The organism is Vibrio mimicus CAIM 602, assembly GCF_000338875.1.
Classification (GTDB): Bacteria; Pseudomonadota; Gammaproteobacteria; order Enterobacterales; family Vibrionaceae; genus Vibrio; species Vibrio mimicus.
The window spans coordinates 128,642-144,952 of sequence record NZ_AOMO01000033.1 but is presented as its reverse complement, the minus strand read 5'-3'; the positions used below and the strand labels follow the sequence as shown (position 1 = coordinate 144,952).

General features: G+C 49.7%; 9 protein-coding genes and 2 pseudogenes. 6 read left to right on the top strand and 5 right to left on the bottom strand.

The window, feature by feature from the left end; genetic code table 11:
* Window positions 1-97: 97 nt before the first annotated feature.
* Window positions 98-937, bottom strand: coding sequence for a 23S rRNA (adenine(2030)-N(6))-methyltransferase RlmJ (locus tag D908_RS08225; protein ID WP_000954218.1), 840 nt, complete (start codon window positions 935-937; stop codon window positions 98-100).
* Window positions 938-1,215: 278 nt separating this feature from the next.
* On the opposite strand from D908_RS08225, the gene prlC reads away from it, so the two are divergent.
* Both prlC and uvrD read left to right on the top strand, forming a co-directional pair.
* Complete coding sequence (gene prlC, locus D908_RS08230; RefSeq protein WP_005524927.1) at window positions 1,216-3,258, top strand: oligopeptidase A; 2,043 nt, start codon at window positions 1,216-1,218, stop codon at window positions 3,256-3,258.
* A 135-nt stretch (window positions 3,259-3,393) separates the two neighbouring features.
* On the top strand, window positions 3,394-5,565 hold the full coding sequence (uvrD, locus tag D908_RS08235) for a DNA helicase II (RefSeq protein WP_005524926.1): 2,172 nt from the start codon (window positions 3,394-3,396) through the stop codon (window positions 5,563-5,565).
* 716 nt (window positions 5,566-6,281) lie between these two features.
* Here the strand turns inward: uvrD and D908_RS08240 are convergent.
* The 4 genes from D908_RS08240 to rarD form a co-directional block, all read right to left on the bottom strand.
* The gene (locus D908_RS08240) at window positions 6,282-6,962 is read right to left on the bottom strand and encodes a LysE family translocator (RefSeq protein WP_005524925.1); all 681 of its coding nucleotides are present in this window, start codon (window positions 6,960-6,962) and stop codon (window positions 6,282-6,284) included.
* 74 nt (window positions 6,963-7,036) lie between these two features.
* On the bottom strand, window positions 7,037-7,840 hold the full coding sequence (locus tag D908_RS08245; RefSeq protein WP_005524924.1) for an AraC family transcriptional regulator: 804 nt from the start codon (window positions 7,838-7,840) through the stop codon (window positions 7,037-7,039).
* A 170-nt stretch (window positions 7,841-8,010) separates the two neighbouring features.
* A complete protein-coding gene (ggt, locus tag D908_RS08250; RefSeq protein ID WP_005524923.1) occupies window positions 8,011-9,765 on the bottom strand; it encodes a gamma-glutamyltransferase in 1,755 nt (584 codons plus the stop codon).
* Between the two features lie 184 nt (window positions 9,766-9,949).
* Entirely contained in the window at window positions 9,950-10,858 is a 909-nt protein-coding gene (rarD, locus tag D908_RS08255; protein WP_005524922.1) for an EamA family transporter RarD, read from the bottom strand.
* A 167-nt stretch (window positions 10,859-11,025) separates the two neighbouring features.
* Between rarD and recQ the strand changes: the two are divergent.
* The 4 genes and pseudogenes from recQ to fhuA all read left to right on the top strand — a co-directional run bounded on the left by recQ (window position 11,026) and on the right by fhuA (window position 16,267).
* Window positions 11,026-12,862 (top strand): annotated as a pseudogene (gene recQ, locus D908_RS0119495) (ATP-dependent DNA helicase RecQ).
* Window positions 12,855-13,154 (top strand): DUF3630 family protein, encoded by a 300-nt coding sequence (locus D908_RS08260; RefSeq protein ID WP_005524920.1) that lies wholly within the window; start codon window positions 12,855-12,857, stop codon window positions 13,152-13,154. Before recQ ends, D908_RS08260 begins: the two are co-directional and overlap by 8 nt.
* Window positions 13,155-13,314: 160 nt before the next feature.
* Window positions 13,315-13,890 (top strand): MSMEG_1061 family FMN-dependent PPOX-type flavoprotein, encoded by a 576-nt coding sequence (locus tag D908_RS08265; RefSeq protein ID WP_000078445.1) that lies wholly within the window; start codon window positions 13,315-13,317, stop codon window positions 13,888-13,890.
* A gap of 278 nt (window positions 13,891-14,168) precedes the next feature.
* Window positions 14,169-16,267: pseudogene (fhuA, locus tag D908_RS0119490) on the top strand (TonB-dependent siderophore receptor FhuA).
* Window positions 16,268-16,311 lie beyond the last annotated feature (44 nt).

Here is a 16,311-nt window from a genome sequence, read left to right as displayed (position 1 = left end):
CCAATTATGTCTGGCGAAGATGCTCTTCGCTCTTTTCTTGTATTCCTTATATCAGGGCAAGTGCGTCAGAATCCACCTGCCTTGATGAAAAAGCCGATTATTCAGGCACGACCCATTCAACTTTGTAATGTCCCGTTGCAGGGGCAATCGCCTGTTTGAGGAAAGGCAAAATGGTCTGCATCTGGCTTTCCAGCGTCCATGGCGGGTTCACTACAATCATGCCGGAAGCCGTCATGCCGCGTTCGTTAGTATCGGGAGAGACACCAAGCTCAATTTGTAAGATTTTGCGAATCCCTAAACCTTGTAAGCCTTCTAGCATGTCATCGATATCGCAGCGATTGACCACCGGATACCAAATTGCATAGATGCCGGTTGCCCAGCGTTTGTAACTCTGAGCGATCGCTTGCACTACGTCGCGATACTCTTTGGCGAGCTCATAAGGCGGGTCAATCAGCACTAAGCCGCGGCGCTCTTGCGGCGGCAAACTGGCTTTCAGGCGCGCGAAGCCATCTTCTTTATAAATAGAGACTTGGCGGTCACGATGGAACTCTTGCTCCAGCAATGGGTAATCGCTTGGGTGGAGTTCGGTCAGCACCATACGATCCTGCTCACGCAGATGGGCACGTGCCACACGGGGTGAACCTGGGTAGTAACGCAGAGTCTCTCCTTGATTGAGCTGGCGAATCGCATCCAGATAGCTATCGAGCTCCGCTGGAATCTTGTCTTGTTGCCAGACTCTTGCAATCCCTTGTTTGTATTCGCCGGTTTTCTCCGACCATTCATGAGTCAGATCGTAACGTCCGACACCGGAGTGGGTATCATGGTAGACGAAAGGTTTCTCTTTTTGTTGCAGAGAATTGAGGATCAGGCTCTGCACGATATGCTTCAGCACATCCGCATGGTTGCCCGCATGGAAACTGTGTCGGTAACTTAACAAAATAGACTCTCAAACCCTTCAAGGGGCGCTGTACTAGAGGCTGTTCAGCCTGCCGCTAGTAATAGAAATAAAAATATTGGCTTGATTATATACCGATTTATGGCGCAGAGCGCAGCGTAAAGCCGCGGTTTTTTGTGTAGCGAAAGGCGCGACTGAGTCGTATTTTGCAACGCTTTTCCTACCGCCTCCTATTGAAAAATCATTCTGCTACCTATATTTACTAGCATAACTCCCAGGTCAAAATTCGGCCTGTCTCTATGATGAAAAGGAATCTTTTTATGTCAAACCCACTTCTTACCTTTACGGATCTGCCGCCGTTTTCTGCGATTAAACCGGAGCACGTAAAGCCAGCGGTTGAACAGGCGATAGCGGATTGTCGCCACACCATAGATCAGGTTCTGGCCGATAACCCACAGCCGAGTTGGGAAACCGTGATTGCCCCGATTGAAGCGGTGGATGATCGCCTAAGCCGCATCTGGTCACCAGTCAGCCACATGAACTCTGTTGTGAACAGCGATGAACTGCGTGAAGCGTATGAAAGCTGCCTGCCGCTGCTTTCTGAATATGGCACTTGGGTTGGTCAGCACAAAGGCCTGTTTGAAGCGTACAAAACCTTAAAAGAGAGCGAAGGCTTTGCTGCATTAACGCGTGCGCAGCAAAAAACCATCACTGACAGTCTGCGTGATTTTGAGTTGTCAGGCATTGGCTTGCCAGCGCAAGAGCAAAAGCGCTATGGCGAAATCAGCAAGCGTATGTCTGAGCTTGGCTCTAAGTTCTCTAACAACGTGCTGGATGCCACTATGGGTTGGACCAAGCACATTACGGATGTGAACGAACTGGCGGGCATGCCGGAGTCTGCGTTAGCGGCGGCAGAAGCGGCAGCCCAAGGTAAAGGTTTAGACGGTTATCTGCTGACGTTAGACATTCCATCTTACCTACCAGTGATGACTTACTGTGATAACCAAGCGCTGCGCAAAGAAGTGTATGAAGCGTATGTGACACGTGCTTCGGATCGTGGCCCGAATGCGGGTAAGTGGGATAACAGCGAAATCATTGCTGAGCAACTGAAACTGCGCCATGAAATTGCCCGTATGCTCGGCTTTAGCACTTACAGCGAAAAATCGCTGGCCACTAAAATGGCCGAAACCACTGATCAAGTGCTTGGTTTCTTAAATGATCTTGCCAGCAAAGCCAAACCACAAGGTGAGCGCGAAGTGGAAGAGCTACGCCAATTTGCGGAAAGTGAGTTTGGAGTGAAGCAGCTTGAGCTGTGGGATATTGCTTACTACAGCGAAAAGCAAAAGCAGTATCTGTTTGAAATCTCCGATGAAGAGCTGCGTCCTTACTTCCCTGAGCACAAGGTAGTGAATGGCCTGTTTGAAGTGCTGAACCGCTTGTTTGGTATGCAAGTCAAAGAGCGCCAAGGGGTTGATGTATGGCACGAATCAGTGCGCTTTTTCGATATTTTTGACGAAAAAGGAACGCTGCGTGGCAGCTTCTATCTCGACCTGTATGCGCGTGAACACAAACGCGGCGGCGCGTGGATGGATGAGTGCCGTGTGCGTCGCAGCACCGACAATGGCGCACTGCAAACGCCGGTGGCTTACCTGACTTGTAACTTCAACCGCCCAGTGGGTGATAAGCCTGCGCTGTTTACCCACGATGAAGTAACGACTCTGTTCCACGAATTTGGCCACGGCATTCATCATATGCTGACGCAAGTGGAAGTGGGCGCGGTGTCGGGTATCAATGGTGTGCCTTGGGATGCGGTCGAGCTGCCAAGCCAATTCTTGGAAAACTGGTGTTGGCAAGAAGAGGCGCTGGCGTTTATTTCCGGTCATTACCAAACGGGTGAGCCACTGCCGAAAGCTATGCTGGATAAAATGCTGGCGGCGAAAAACTTCCAATCGGCGATGTTTATTCTGCGCCAGTTGGAGTTCGGATTGTTCGACTTCACTCTGCACACGACTTACGACCCAGAAGTAGGGCCGAAAGTGCTGGAAACCTTGGCAGAAGTGAAAAAGAAAGTGGCTGTGCTGCCGGGCTTGGAGTGGAACCGCTTCTCGCACAGCTTTAGCCATATTTTTGCTGGTGGCTATAGTGCTGGTTACTACAGTTACTTGTGGGCCGAAGTGCTTTCGGCGGATGCGTTCTCACGCTTTGAAGAAGAAGGCATTTTCAACCACGAAACGGGGCTGAGCTTCCTCAACAACATCCTTGAAATGGGTGGCAGTGAAGAGCCTATGGAGCTGTTTAAGCGCTTCCGTGGCCGTGAGCCGCAAATCGATGCTTTGCTGCGTCACGCGGGGATTGCTGCTTAATCCAACCTATTCAGCCCACCTTGTGTGGGCTGAAATTTTTCCGGCAACAGCTTCGCCGATTTAAGACGTTTGGGTATATGCTGCACTTGGGGTTATAATCGCCGCCACTATGTATAAATAACCAGTGGCGAAGTCATGATCGATCCCTCTCTATTGCTCGACGGTCTCAACGATAAACAACGCGAAGCGGTGGCAGCGCCACTGGAAAACTTACTGATTTTGGCCGGTGCCGGCAGTGGTAAAACCCGCGTGCTGGTACACCGGATTGCGTGGTTGATGTCGGTGGAAGAGGCCTCGCCGTTTTCGGTGATGGCGGTGACCTTTACCAACAAAGCCGCAGCCGAAATGCGCGGCCGAATTGAAGAGTTGATGCATGGCACCGCCTCTGGCATGTGGTGTGGCACTTTCCACGGCATTTGCCACCGTATCTTGCGCGCTCATTATCTGGACGCTAAGTTGCTGGAAGATTTCCAGATTATCGACAGTGATGATCAGCAGCGTCTGCTTAAACGCCTTATCAAGGCGCATAATTTGGATGACAAACAGTGGCCGGCACGCCAAGTGGCGTGGTGGATCAACAATCAAAAAGATGAAGGTCTGCGCCCAGCGCATATCAATGCGTTTGATCCGGTTACTCAAACTTACCTCAAGCTCTACACCGCTTACCAAGAAGCGTGCGATCGCGCCGGCTTGGTCGATTTCGCGGAGATTTTGCTGCGTACTTTAGAGCTACTGCGTGGTAATCAGCATATTCGTGAGCATTATCAGGCGCGCTTTAAGCACATTTTGGTCGACGAATTCCAAGATACCAACGCGATTCAGTACGCTTGGCTACGCATGATGGCAGGCGCACAGTCGAACGTAATGATCGTTGGTGATGATGACCAGTCGATTTACGGCTGGCGTGGTGCGCGAGTGGAAAACATCGAGAAATTTACCCTCGAGTTTCCAAGCGTGAATACCATTCGACTGGAACAAAACTACCGTTCCACCAAAACCATTCTGGAAGCCTCGAACACGTTGATTGCCAATAACAGCGAGCGGATGGGTAAACAGCTTTGGACCGAAGGTTTGGTCGGTGAGCCCATTTCGGTTTACTCGGCGTATAACGAGTTGGATGAAGCGCGCTTTGTAGTCAGCAAGATCAAAGGCTGGCAGGAACAGGGCGGCACACTGACCGATTGTGCGATTTTGTACCGTAACAACGCCCAGTCGCGGGTACTGGAAGAGGCACTCTTGCAAGCCAACCTGGCCTACCGCATTTATGGCGGGATGCGCTTTTTCGAGCGCCAAGAGATCAAAGATGCACTGAGTTATCTGCGCTTGATTGCCAACCGCAATGACGATACGGCGTTTGAGCGGGTGATTAATACACCGCCTCGTGGTTTGGGTGATAAAACGCTCGATACCATTCGTTTTGCGGCGCGTGATCGCGGTTGCACCTTGTGGGATGCCAGTATCGGTCTGCTCAATGACCAAGTGCTAACGGGGCGTGCCGCTGGCGCGCTGAGTCGCTTTGTTGAGCTGATCAATGCCTTGGAAGAGGAAGGCATCGACATGCCGATGCATGTGCTGACTGACCATGCGGTGAAAACCTCTGGTCTGTTTGAGATGTATCAGCAGGAGAAAGGCGAAAAATCCAAAGCGCGAATTGAAAACTTGGAAGAGCTGGTGACGGCAACGCGCCAGTTTGAAAAGCCAGAAGAAGCGCAGGATATGACTATGCTGACCGCGTTTTTGACCCATGCGGCACTGGAAGCGGGTGAAGGCCAAGCCGATGAACATGATGATGCGGTACAGCTGATGACCTTGCATAGCGCCAAAGGGTTGGAGTTCCCGCTGGTGTTTATGGTGGGTGTGGAAGAGGGGATGTTCCCCAGCCAAATGTCTGCCGAAGAAGCGGGTCGCCTCGAAGAAGAGCGCCGCCTGTGTTATGTCGGCATGACACGTGCGATGCAAAAGTTGTACATCACTTACGCTGAGATGCGCCGCTTGTACGGGCAAGACAAGTATCACAAACCCTCACGCTTTATTCGTGAACTGCCAGAAGGTTGTTTGGATGAAGTGCGCATGAAAGCACAAGTCAGCCGCCCAACCAGCACGGGACGCTTTAGCCAAACGGTGGTTAAAGAGAGTTTTAACGAAACTGGTTTTAGTTTGGGTTCACGGGTACGTCACCCGAAATTTGGTGAAGGCACCATCATTAACTTTGAAGGCAGTGGCCCACAAAGCCGAGTGCAGGTTGCGTTTAATGGCGAAGGCATTAAATGGTTAGTTACGGCTTACGCAAGATTAGAGAAGGTGTAAGCCACTTTTCGTCGCTTCTTTTTATTTCATAGCATCTTTTCATTGCCTCTCTGCAAAGGGGCAATATCTATTAGTTTCCATTGTTCGGTATGTAAAAACGACTATAAAAGAAAACCCCGGGGGCAAGCCCACCGGGGTTAGAGTCTTACTCGCAGCATTCCAGCTACTAAAGGTGCTCCATGCATCAAATCCTTGATAGTACGCTGAAATCCGTCAGCTCAATCCTTGCATCGCCTTCCTAGCGGTGTCCTGTGTCATCCATTACGACTCACAATCCTCGTGAGTTCACATCACTTGTTCCCTGAGCGGTGTCCCTGTCATCATCCTGATGTTCAGTCCGTGCCTCGTCCAGAGGTGTCCATTTCCCATCCTTGTCGTTACCATCCTAGCAACGATTGCGTCCGTTCAATGTCCTGTTTCGCTTTCCTTGCCGAGCATTCATCCTGAATGTCCGACTCTTCTTCCTGAAGATCACCAATCCGTGGTGCTTTCCTGTTCCGTGTCAGTATCCTTCCGACGAGATTCATCTTACTAAGATGAATTTTCTGAACAAGCAAATGAAATCGATTTCTTTCTCGACTTAAGAATAAATCCTTATTTGTTTTCATTAAAAACAAAGAGTTATATTTAATCTGTCAGTGTTTCTTGCAAAAAAAATCGAAATTGTCCTACCGCTTTGTAAGAGATCTCTCACACGCTGACGGGTAAAAGTAGGCTCACACTATGTCCATCGATAGTGCAATCGCTCGGCTGGCTTGCCATAAAATCGTGCCGCCCGCCAAAATAAAGACCAGTGCGCAGATGCCATCTACCGTTCGAGTAATGCGCTGCATGCGTTGTTGCATCGCTGGGGTGGTGAGCAACCAAGCTAAGCTTGAGAACCAAATCAGCGATAAACTCACCAAAATCAGTGCGGCACTGATTTTGCCTGAAACCGACATGCTGGCCGGGATAAGACTGGATAACAAGCTGACGAAAAACACTAATGCTTTTGGGTTGAGTAAGTTGGTCATCATGCCTTTGGCAAAGGCTTGACGTCGATTTCCCAGTAACGGAATGGCTGGATTGCTTGATGGCTCAACACTGGCCTTAGTGCAGGCTTTAGTCTCCATGACGGCTTTCAAAGCTCCGATTCCCAGATAAAACAAATAACTACCACCCGCGAGCTGTAACAGGTTAAACAGCAATGGCTGTTGTTTGACCAAGTAACTGATGCCAGTCAGGCTCAAGATCAAATGGATTAAAATCCCGCACGATAATCCCAAAGCAATCATGACTCCGGTTTTACGGCCGCGCTGAGTGGCGTTTTGTACCACCAAAGCAACATCCGGTCCCGGGCTTAATAAGGCAATAAAATGCACCCCTGCTAAGGTGGCTAAGATGGATACTTCGTTCATGCTTTCTCCTCACGTTGTTGGCACAGTATGCCGCGTGGTGAGAGTGATGAGCTTGTAAATTTCTGACAGTGCCTTTAAGAAAAACGATGGATTAAAGAGGGAGAAAGGCCAAAAGTGGCTTTGAACGCTTTGCTGAAATGGGCTTGATCATAAAAGCCAACTTGGTGGGCAACATCGGTACCTGAGGTTCCGCTTTGCAATAGCTTCATCGCTTGTTCCAGCCGCAACCGCATCAGCCAAGCATAAGGTGTAATGCCCGTTTGCGCTTTAAAATGGCGTTGAAATTGGGTGGGAGAGAGTTGGCATAGCTGTGCTAATTGTTCTAAGCGAATGGGTTGGTCAAGCTGACTTAACACAAACTCTTTGAGCAAAGCGAGGTTGTGTTTACCCAAGGGTTTAACGGCGGGTGGGGTTAAATGGCTGTAGCGCTCTAATAAAGGCGCGAACCCCTGAAACGGTAAGCAATCTTTAGCGAGCTGGCTGAGGTTTTCCTGCTTCATCGTGTGGTGTAACTGAAGTAGGGGGTGGAAGAGCGTGACATCATCAATCACTAACTGCTTAAAGGCGATCACCTGTTCAATGCGATGAGCCTCTAAGGTTTGTTGTAGCCAAGTGGGTTCAATCGAAAACACCTGAACTTGATAACCGGATTCATTATGTGCTTGCCCATCATGCAGTTCATCGGGAGACATCAACACCACGCCGCCTTGCCCCACTTGATGCCAAGTGCCTTGGTGATAAAAGCGTTGGGTGCCTTGAGTGATAAGGCCAATATGGATATCCAGATGATAGTGACGCTCAAACGCAAACTGGCGATAGTCTGCATCAATCAAACTGATCGCCGGATTGGCTGTTTGGGTATAGGTCACTTTATCCATAAAGTTGAGGGCACTAAGGTCATCATTAACACGAGTTTATCCAGCCTTGTTGCGACTGTCTTGCAAAAAATGATCACGAGTCTTGGTTCTGGTTGATGTGTATTCACGGTGCTAAGTATGAGTAGATAGCGATGGGGGAAACCTCATCGCTATCTTATGTTTAAGAAGGGTTACTCGCCGACGGCGATGCCTTCACGGCGAGGGTCGGCTGCCCCTTCAAGACCTTGCGCAGTAATACGGATGGCGTGTAGGCCGGAGTTGAGTTCTTTGATCCCCACTTTCGCCCCCAAGCTTTCTAGCGCTGGCTTGAGCTGCTCGGCTGGCGTACCTTGTTCTAGTTCCATCTCCCCAAAACGATTCAGCACATGCGGTTGATTGATCGCGGCTTGAATGTCCATGTCCCATTGGGTGTGAGCAACGATCGCTTGAGCGACATAGCCAATAATTCGGCTGCCACCGGGTGAACCAATCGCCAGATAGGGTTGGTTATCTTGCAAGACAATGGTGGGTGCCATCGATGAACGTGGGCGTTTGCCCGGCTCTAGGCGATTGGCAATTGGGCGACCTTCACTTTGCGTAGCAAACGAGAAGTCGGTCAGTTCGTTGTTGAGCAAAAAGCCGCGCACAAACAAGCGTGAACCGAACGCGTTTTCGATAGACGTGGTGTACGACACTACATTGCCATCACGGTCGACAATATTAAAGTGGCTGGTGGAGGGCAGTTCAATCGACTGATCTGGGCTGCGTAGTTGCGCATGATACCAAGGCGGGGTGCCTGCCGGAGCACTGGTCAGCGCTTTACCGGGTTGGATCAGCTTGGCGCGTTCGGCCAAATAGGCTTTATCCAATAAGCCTTGGGTCGGGACGGGCACATAATCTTGATCCGCCATGTACAAGCCGCGATCGGCAAACGCCAGTTGTGACGCATCACCCAGTACTTGCCATGATTTCACATCCTGAGCGCCCCAACCTTTGAGATCATACTGCTCGGTGAGTGCCAGAATTTGTCCCACCGTCAAACCGCCTGAGCTGGGTAAACCCATGCCGCAGACTTGGTAAGTTTGGTAAGCCGCGCACACTGGCGCACGCTGTTTGACTTGGTACGTATCAAAATCTTGTTGAGCGATCACACCAGGGTTGCCCGGAGCATTTTGTACCGTCGCGATGATGTCTTTGGCAATATCACCTTGATAGAAAGCCGAGGCTCCTTTCTGTGCTATGGCTTTGAGAGTGGCAGCGTACTCAGGATTTTTCAGTAAGGTGCCCGCTTTAAGTGGTTCTCCCTGCGCATCGAAGAAATACGCTTTGGTGGCAGGAAAACGGCCTAAACGCTCTTTATCTTCCGCAATGAGTGTGGCGAGGCGAGGACTCACCTCAAATCCTTGCTCGGCGAGTTTTGCTACGGGTTCAATCAGGTGTGCCCATTCCAGCTTGCCATATTGGCGATGGGTTTCCCAAAGCAGTTTTACCGTGCCGGGTGTGCCTACCGAGCGACCGCCTACCACGGCATCGTAGAATTTCATTGGCTGGCCAGCATTATCCAGAAACAGTTCAGGCGTGGCGTTCAGTGGTGCAGTTTCACGGCCATCGTAGGTAGTTAGGGCTTTTTTCTTGGCATCCCAGTAGACCAAAAATGATCCACCACCAATGCCGGACGATTGTGGTTCAACCAATCCCAGCATCAATTGTGTCGTCACCATGGCATCAATCGCATTACCGCCTTGGCGTAAAATCGAAGCCCCCGCTTCGGTCGCTAGTGGGTTAGCCGCCGTGACCATCCAGTTTTTGGCTTTGACTAACTGTTTGTACTCAAAGCCGGTGGCTTGTTCTGGCGCAACAGCATCCGTGGTTTGATTGGGTGTAGCTTGTGCAGCAATGGCAAAAATCAGCGCAGGAAGCGCCAATGGTGTATGAGTCCAATTCATGCCCATCTCCATTTTGGTTGTAATGAAGCGTTTATGTTAACGGGAGGTTAAAGCATGGTTCTAGAGGGTTGTTGGTTAAATCGACGATTTATGCAGCAATGTCTCAGGATTGAATGAGCTTGGAATTGATGATGTTTTTCGAGGGAAAGGGGAGGTAAGCAAGAGATTGCTTACCTCATGTGACTTAATTTTGTTGCGCGCGGCGAGCTGCTCGCCCGGCTTTTAAACCATCAAAACTGAACACCGCAAGAGCGCTCCAAATAAAGGCAAAGGTGATGGCTTTATCGCTGGTGAAAGCTTCGCCATAAACCAACACTGCCAGTAAAAACATCAAACTTGGGCCAATGTATTGGAAAAACCCTAACGTAGAGAGTTTGAGGTGTGCTGCAGCTCCGGTAAAGCAGAGTAAAGGTAAAGTCGTGACTACCCCCGCTGATACCAGCAGTAGATTGAGTTGCCAATCATTGAGCATCATATTGCTGGTGGCGCTGTCGGCGAACCAAAACAGATAAATGGCTGCCGCAGGGAGCATGAACAGCGTTTCCAGAAACAGTCCTGTTTGCGCATCCACTTGGATTTTCTTACGCAGCAAACCGTAAAAGCCGAAAGTGGTGGCAAGGGCAATTGCCACGATAGGTACTGAACCAAACACCACCAGCTGAACACCGACCCCGATAGCCGCAAGCGCTACTGCAAACCACTGTAATTTACGCAGTCGCTCGCCCAAAAACAGCATGCCGAGCAGCACGTTGAGCAGTGGATTGATGTAGTAGCCTAAGCTGGCATCCAGCATATGATTGGCGTTGATTGACCAGATAAAAAGCAACCAGTTACCGCCAACTAATAGGGCAGTGAGCAATAAGAGCCAAAACTTGCGTCGTGCTTGTACCACGTTGACCACGTTGCGCCAGCGACGACCAAAATGGATCAGCACCGCCAGTAAAATAAACGACCACAGTACACGGTGACTGAGGATTTCTGGTGCGGATATAGTTCCAAGCGCTTTGAAATAAATCGGTGCTACACCCCACATGGTGTAGGCGCTAATCGCAAGCAAGATACCTTTTCTGGCGTTGTGTTGATCGGGAGTCATCGACGGCTTCTCTTGTGATCTTTATGGCCGCTTTGGTTGCGGCGGGATCGGATTATAACCTGAGAATCACAACCTGTACGTATTTTGCGGTTTTATTCACCGGGCAACCCCTCTACAATAGCCAGCTCGTTGGCTACCCCATGACACACACTTTGCATTCTACCGATATGACCGCAACCTTAATGGCTGAAACTCCTGCTCTCCCTGTCACAACCGAACGTGTTTTGCACGAGGTGTTTGGCTATCAGCAATTTCGCGTCGGTCAGCAAGAGGTGATTGAGGCGGCGTTGGCGGGGTGTGATAGCTTAGTCATCATGCCCACCGGCGGCGGAAAATCACTCTGCTATCAGATCCCTGCGCTAGTGCGTGAAGGGGTCACATTTAGTCATTTCTCCCCTGATTTCTCTGATGAAAGATCAGGTTGACCAACTCAAAGCCAACGGTGTGGCGGCAGAGTGTGTGAATTCTACTTTGGCGCGCGAAGAGCTGATCGCGATTTACAACCGCATGCACGCTGGGCAGCTCAAGCTGCTGTATGTGTCGCCGGAGCGAGTGCTGACGGCAGAGTTTATCGAGCGTCTCAGCAATCTGCCTTTAGCCATGATTGCGGTCGATGAAGCGCACTGTATTTCGCAATGGGGACACGATTTTCGTCCCGAATACGCATCGCTAGGCCAGCTTAAGCAGCGTTTCCCCAATATCCCTGTGATGGCACTTACTGCGACAGCTGATGACGCGACGCGTCACGACATCATGCAGCGTTTGCAGCTCAATGAGCCACATCAGTATCTGGGCAGTTTTGATCGCCCGAATATTCGCTACATGCTGGTGGAAAAGCACAAGCCAGTTTCGCAAGTGATCCGTTATTTGGAAACTCAGCGCGGGCAGTGCGGCATCATTTATTGTGGCAGCCGTAAAAAAGTGGAAATGCTCACCGAAAAGCTGTGCGGCAACCACATTCGTGCTGCCAGTTACCATGCGGGGATGGACGCCGATGAACGCGCTTGGGTACAAGAGGCGTTTCAGCGTGATGACCTGCAAATTGTGGTGGCGACTGTGGCGTTTGGCATGGGGATTAATAAACCCAACGTGCGCTTTGTGGTGCATTTTGATATTCCACGCAACATCGAGTCCTACTATCAGGAAACCGGCCGCGCAGGGCGCGATGGTCTGCCTGCTGAAGCTATGATGTTGTACGACCCCGCTGACATGAACTGGCTGCGCCGCATGCTGGATGAAAAACCCGATGGCGCGCAAAAGCAAGTAGAAAGCCACAAGCTAACCGCGATGGGCGCGTTTGCTGAAGCGCAAACTTGTCGCCGTCAGGTGCTGCTCAATTATTTCGGCGAATATCGCGATAAGCCGTGTGGCAACTGCGATATCTGCCTCGATCCGCCCAAGCGTTTTGATGCCACTGAAGAGGCGCGCAAAGCGTTGTCGTGTGTGTATCGCGTCAATCAAAACTTCGGGATTGGCTATGTGGTGGAAGTGTTGCGTGGTATGCAGAACATCCGCATTCGCGAACATGGTCACGACAAAATTACCACTTATGGGATTGGCCGCGATCACAGCCACGATTACTGGGTGAGTATTTTCCGCCAACTGATCCACAAAGGCATGCTCTACCAAAACATCACGCGTAACTCGACTCTGCAACTGACTGAAGAAGCACGCCCACTGCTGCGCGGTGAGATGAATATTGAGCTGGCGGTACCGCGTTTAGATACCGCGGCGCGCGCGGCGAAATCCGACAAATTGTCGGGCAAAAACTACGACAAAAAGCTGTTTGCCAAACTGCGTAAGCTGCGTAAATCGATCGCCGATGAGGAAGGCTTACCGCCTTATGTGGTGTTCAGTGACGCGACCTTAATTGATATGGCGGAGATCTTGCCGACCTCCTATGGCGAGATGCTTGCGGTGAACGGGGTAGGGCAGCGTAAGTTGGAAAAATATGCCGACCCGTTTTTGGATCTGATTCAGGAGCATTTGACTTACCATGGCTGAGTTTGGCTTAAGCGAATACCTTGCCGCCGAAGGGCGCTTGATTGTGCGCGTAGAAAACTTCGATTTTGATGCTTTTTCTGAGATAGGTCAGCGTTTGGTGGCCCTACTTTCCGCTCGGGTGTTGGAAAAGCAGTGCGATGCAGATCTGCACACTTGGTTGGTTGATTTCGAAGGTTGTCATTTACTGCTGCGCGGCGAGCATTACAGCCAATCACTGTGGCTAGAAACGCTCACAGCTGGTCAAGGTGATGAGGAGCTGGCGTTTATTGCTCAGCTCCTGCGTCGAGGCTGAACTTAATTCTTTCTCCATTCTAGGAGCATCTGGCATCTGCAATAAGCTCTGCGTCATGATTGAAATTGTGATAATGTGAACCACTTTCAATTTATAACGTTTCTTATTTACATTTTTGTAAGTTTACGTTCCAATCACGACAGACAAAGAGAAGCTCACCATGTCGCAAATTACAACCCTGGAGCAACTCCGGGAAATATACAGCATGCCAGCTCCTTTAGTGACAACTAAAGATGTTTATCATATTGATAAACACACAAAAAAATTTATCGAAACCAGCACTTTGTTCTTCCTCGCCTCTCAAAATTCGGATGGATTTTTCGATATTTCACCACGAGGTGGTGAAGCGGGATTTGTGAAAGTGTTAGATGATAAAACCCTTGCCTTTCCAGATAGCCCGGGAAATAACCGCTTAGACACGTTAACCAACGTACTGGCTAACCCAAATGTCGGTATGTTGTTTGTGGTGCCTGGTATTGAAGATGTAGCCAGAATCAAAGGCAAAGCTTCATTGCACATTGATGAAAGCAGCCGAGAGCAGTGTCTCGATGGGAAAACCAAACCAAAATTAGTGGTAAAAATTGAGGTGGAGTCGTTGTTATTCCACTGTCCTAAAGCTCTTATGCTTTCCAAAATCTGGGATTCAGCGGCTCACAACGAACGAAGCTTTTTACCCCCTTTGCTCAGCATCATTAAAGATCAGCAAGCCGAGAAACAAGCGCGTAACCAGAATTAAAAGGGCACTTTGCTAACTTAAATGGATAATTGAGGGATATTTAATCCTTCGATTATTCACTCCTTCCCAAGTCTAGTCTCATTTCCTTTCGACTTTAGAGTGATCTCTACGGCGTCATTTCCTGTTTGAGCAAAGCACTTCAACAATAAAAATTACTCTTTAAATGTAATTGATAACTGTTTTCATTTTTCTTGTAATCAATCAAATTGTCAGTAAAATCCAGCCGAAGAAATAGTAATCATAATAATTCTCATAATTCACAGAAGAGGTTTTCTATCATGGCTGATATTCGCCCGAGCCAACTCGGACAATACATCCGTCGTGCGCTTCGCTTGCACTTCATTCCAGCGGTTTTGGTCGTTGCTCCAACGGCCATGGCCAACACAGAACAAGATACTCAACAGCTAGAAACCCTAGTGGTTACCGCATCAGCATTAAAAGTCGAAACGCCAGCGCAAGAAACGCCAAAAGCGCTATCGATTGTCACTCAAGAAGATATTGTGGCTCGCGCGCCACAAAAATTGGATGAAGCGCTGCGTTATACCTCTGGCGTGACGGCTCAACCTTATGGTGCGGACAATGATACTGATTGGCTCAAAGTGCGTGGCTTTGATGCTGCTACCTACCAAGATGGCAGCCGCCTGTTCCGTGATGGTTACTACACGTGGTTGGTCGAGCCTTATGCTTTAGAGCGCATTGAAGTGCTGAAAGGTCCTGCTTCGATTTTGTATGGTGAGGCGCCTCCGGGTGGGGTGGTCAATGCGGTACAGAAGAAACCGACCGACATTCCACAAGGTGAGGTTGGTCTACAAGTGGGTAATGATGCGCTGCGCACCTTAACCTTAGACATCTCCGATTACGCGAACCAAGAAGGTTCCGTGCGTTACCGTTTAGTCGCGATGATGAAAGAGAATGATGGTCAGCTAAATGGCACGCAAACCAGCCGCAACTATCTTGCGCCAAGTCTCAGCATCGATATTTCTGAGCAAACCCGTTTAACGCTGTTGGCGAGCTTTTTGGAAGACAGCGGTGTGCCGACTAACCCATTTTTCCCTGCGGCGGGAACCTTAATCGATTCCAACTTTGGCCATATCGATCCCTCCACCAACTTAGGACAACCGGATTACGACAAGTATGAGCGTCGTCAGGTGTCACTAGGTTACTTGTTCGAACATGATCTCAATGATGTCTGGGCGCTGTCACAGACCTTCAATTACGGCGATAACGATCTCTATCTACGCAGTAGTTATGCTTTTTCTAATGACAAACCAAGCAAAGACACTCTAACCCAAGGTATTGTGTTTCGTGATGGTTCAATCGAAAGCCTGAGTTTGGATAACAAAGCAGTGGCGAAGTGGGATTCTGCCCGTCTTGAAAACACGCTGTTGATGGGCTTAGAGCTGCAACGCCATCAAACTCAAGGTGTTGAGTTAGATAACTACAGCTTCGGCACCATCAATCCGTTCAACCCGATCTATGGCAATTACACGCCTATCGATGAATCTTCCGCAGCGGATCGCACTATTACCAAAGAGCAAGCGAGCCTGTACGCGCAGTACCAAATCAAGCTGGATCAGCAGTGGATTGGTCTGATTGGTGGGCGCATGGATTGGGTCGATACCGAAAACGAAAGCCAAAAGAACATGCAGCGTAAAAGCCGCAGCGATGCGGAGTTTTCATTCAATGCCGGTTTGATGTATCTGGCCAGCAATGGTGTATCGCCTTACCTCAGTTATTCACAATCGTTTGATGTTCTAAGCACCATCGATAGCGCGACGGGTGAGTTGTATAAGCACTGAAAGGGGAACAAACCGAGGTGGGCGTGAAGTATCAGCCAGAGTTTTATGACGGTTACATCAACCTGGCTTGGTTTGATATCACCCAACAAAATGCGCTGGTTACAAATCCGGACACTTTTGTTGCGACGCAAACGGGCGAAATGACCGCCCAAGGCATTGAAGTAGAAAGCGTGGGTTATGTCACCGATAGCTTGAAACTGACCGCCAGCTACACCTTCACGGATGCCAAAACCGATGAAACGGGTGGCAAGGGTACGCAACAAGCCGGTTTGATCCCGAAACATCAAGCGTCAGCGTGGCTGGATTACGATGCGGCGCAGCTTGGCCTACAAGGCTGGACGTTTGGCTCCGGCGTACGTTATGTCGGTGAGTCAAAAGATAACCCGCGTTCGAGCGATCGTACTGTGCCGAGTGTAACCTTGGTCGATCTGATGGCGGGCTATGAAATCACAGAAAACTGGCAAGCGCAGCTCAACATCAACAACCTGTTTGATCGCGAATTTGTTTCTGGGTGTGATTACTGGTGTTACTACGGCCAATCACGCAGTGCTGTGCTCAGTGCGAACTATCGCTGGTAATCCGTGATTGTCCTTACGATTTATCCCGCTTTTTGGCGGCAGCC

Bases quoted from the DNA above. Each gene is read 5' to 3' on its own strand.
- prlC (WP_005524927.1), top strand. From the start codon at position 1,216: ATGTCAAACCCACTTCTTACCTTTACGGATCTGCCGCCGTTTTCTGCG.
- uvrD (WP_005524926.1), top strand. From the start codon at position 3,394: ATGATCGATCCCTCTCTATTGCTCGACGGTCTCAACGATAAACAACGC.
- D908_RS08240 (WP_005524925.1), bottom strand. From the start codon at position 6,962: ATGAACGAAGTATCCATCTTAGCCACCTTAGCAGGGGTGCATTTTATT.
- D908_RS08245 (WP_005524924.1), bottom strand. From the start codon at position 7,840: ATGGATAAAGTGACCTATACCCAAACAGCCAATCCGGCGATCAGTTTG.
- ggt (WP_005524923.1), bottom strand. From the start codon at position 9,765: ATGAATTGGACTCATACACCATTGGCGCTTCCTGCGCTGATTTTTGCC.
- rarD (WP_005524922.1), bottom strand. From the start codon at position 10,858: ATGACTCCCGATCAACACAACGCCAGAAAAGGTATCTTGCTTGCGATT.
- D908_RS08260 (WP_005524920.1), top strand. From the start codon at position 12,855: ATGGCTGAGTTTGGCTTAAGCGAATACCTTGCCGCCGAAGGGCGCTTG.
- D908_RS08265 (WP_000078445.1), top strand. From the start codon at position 13,315: ATGTCGCAAATTACAACCCTGGAGCAACTCCGGGAAATATACAGCATG.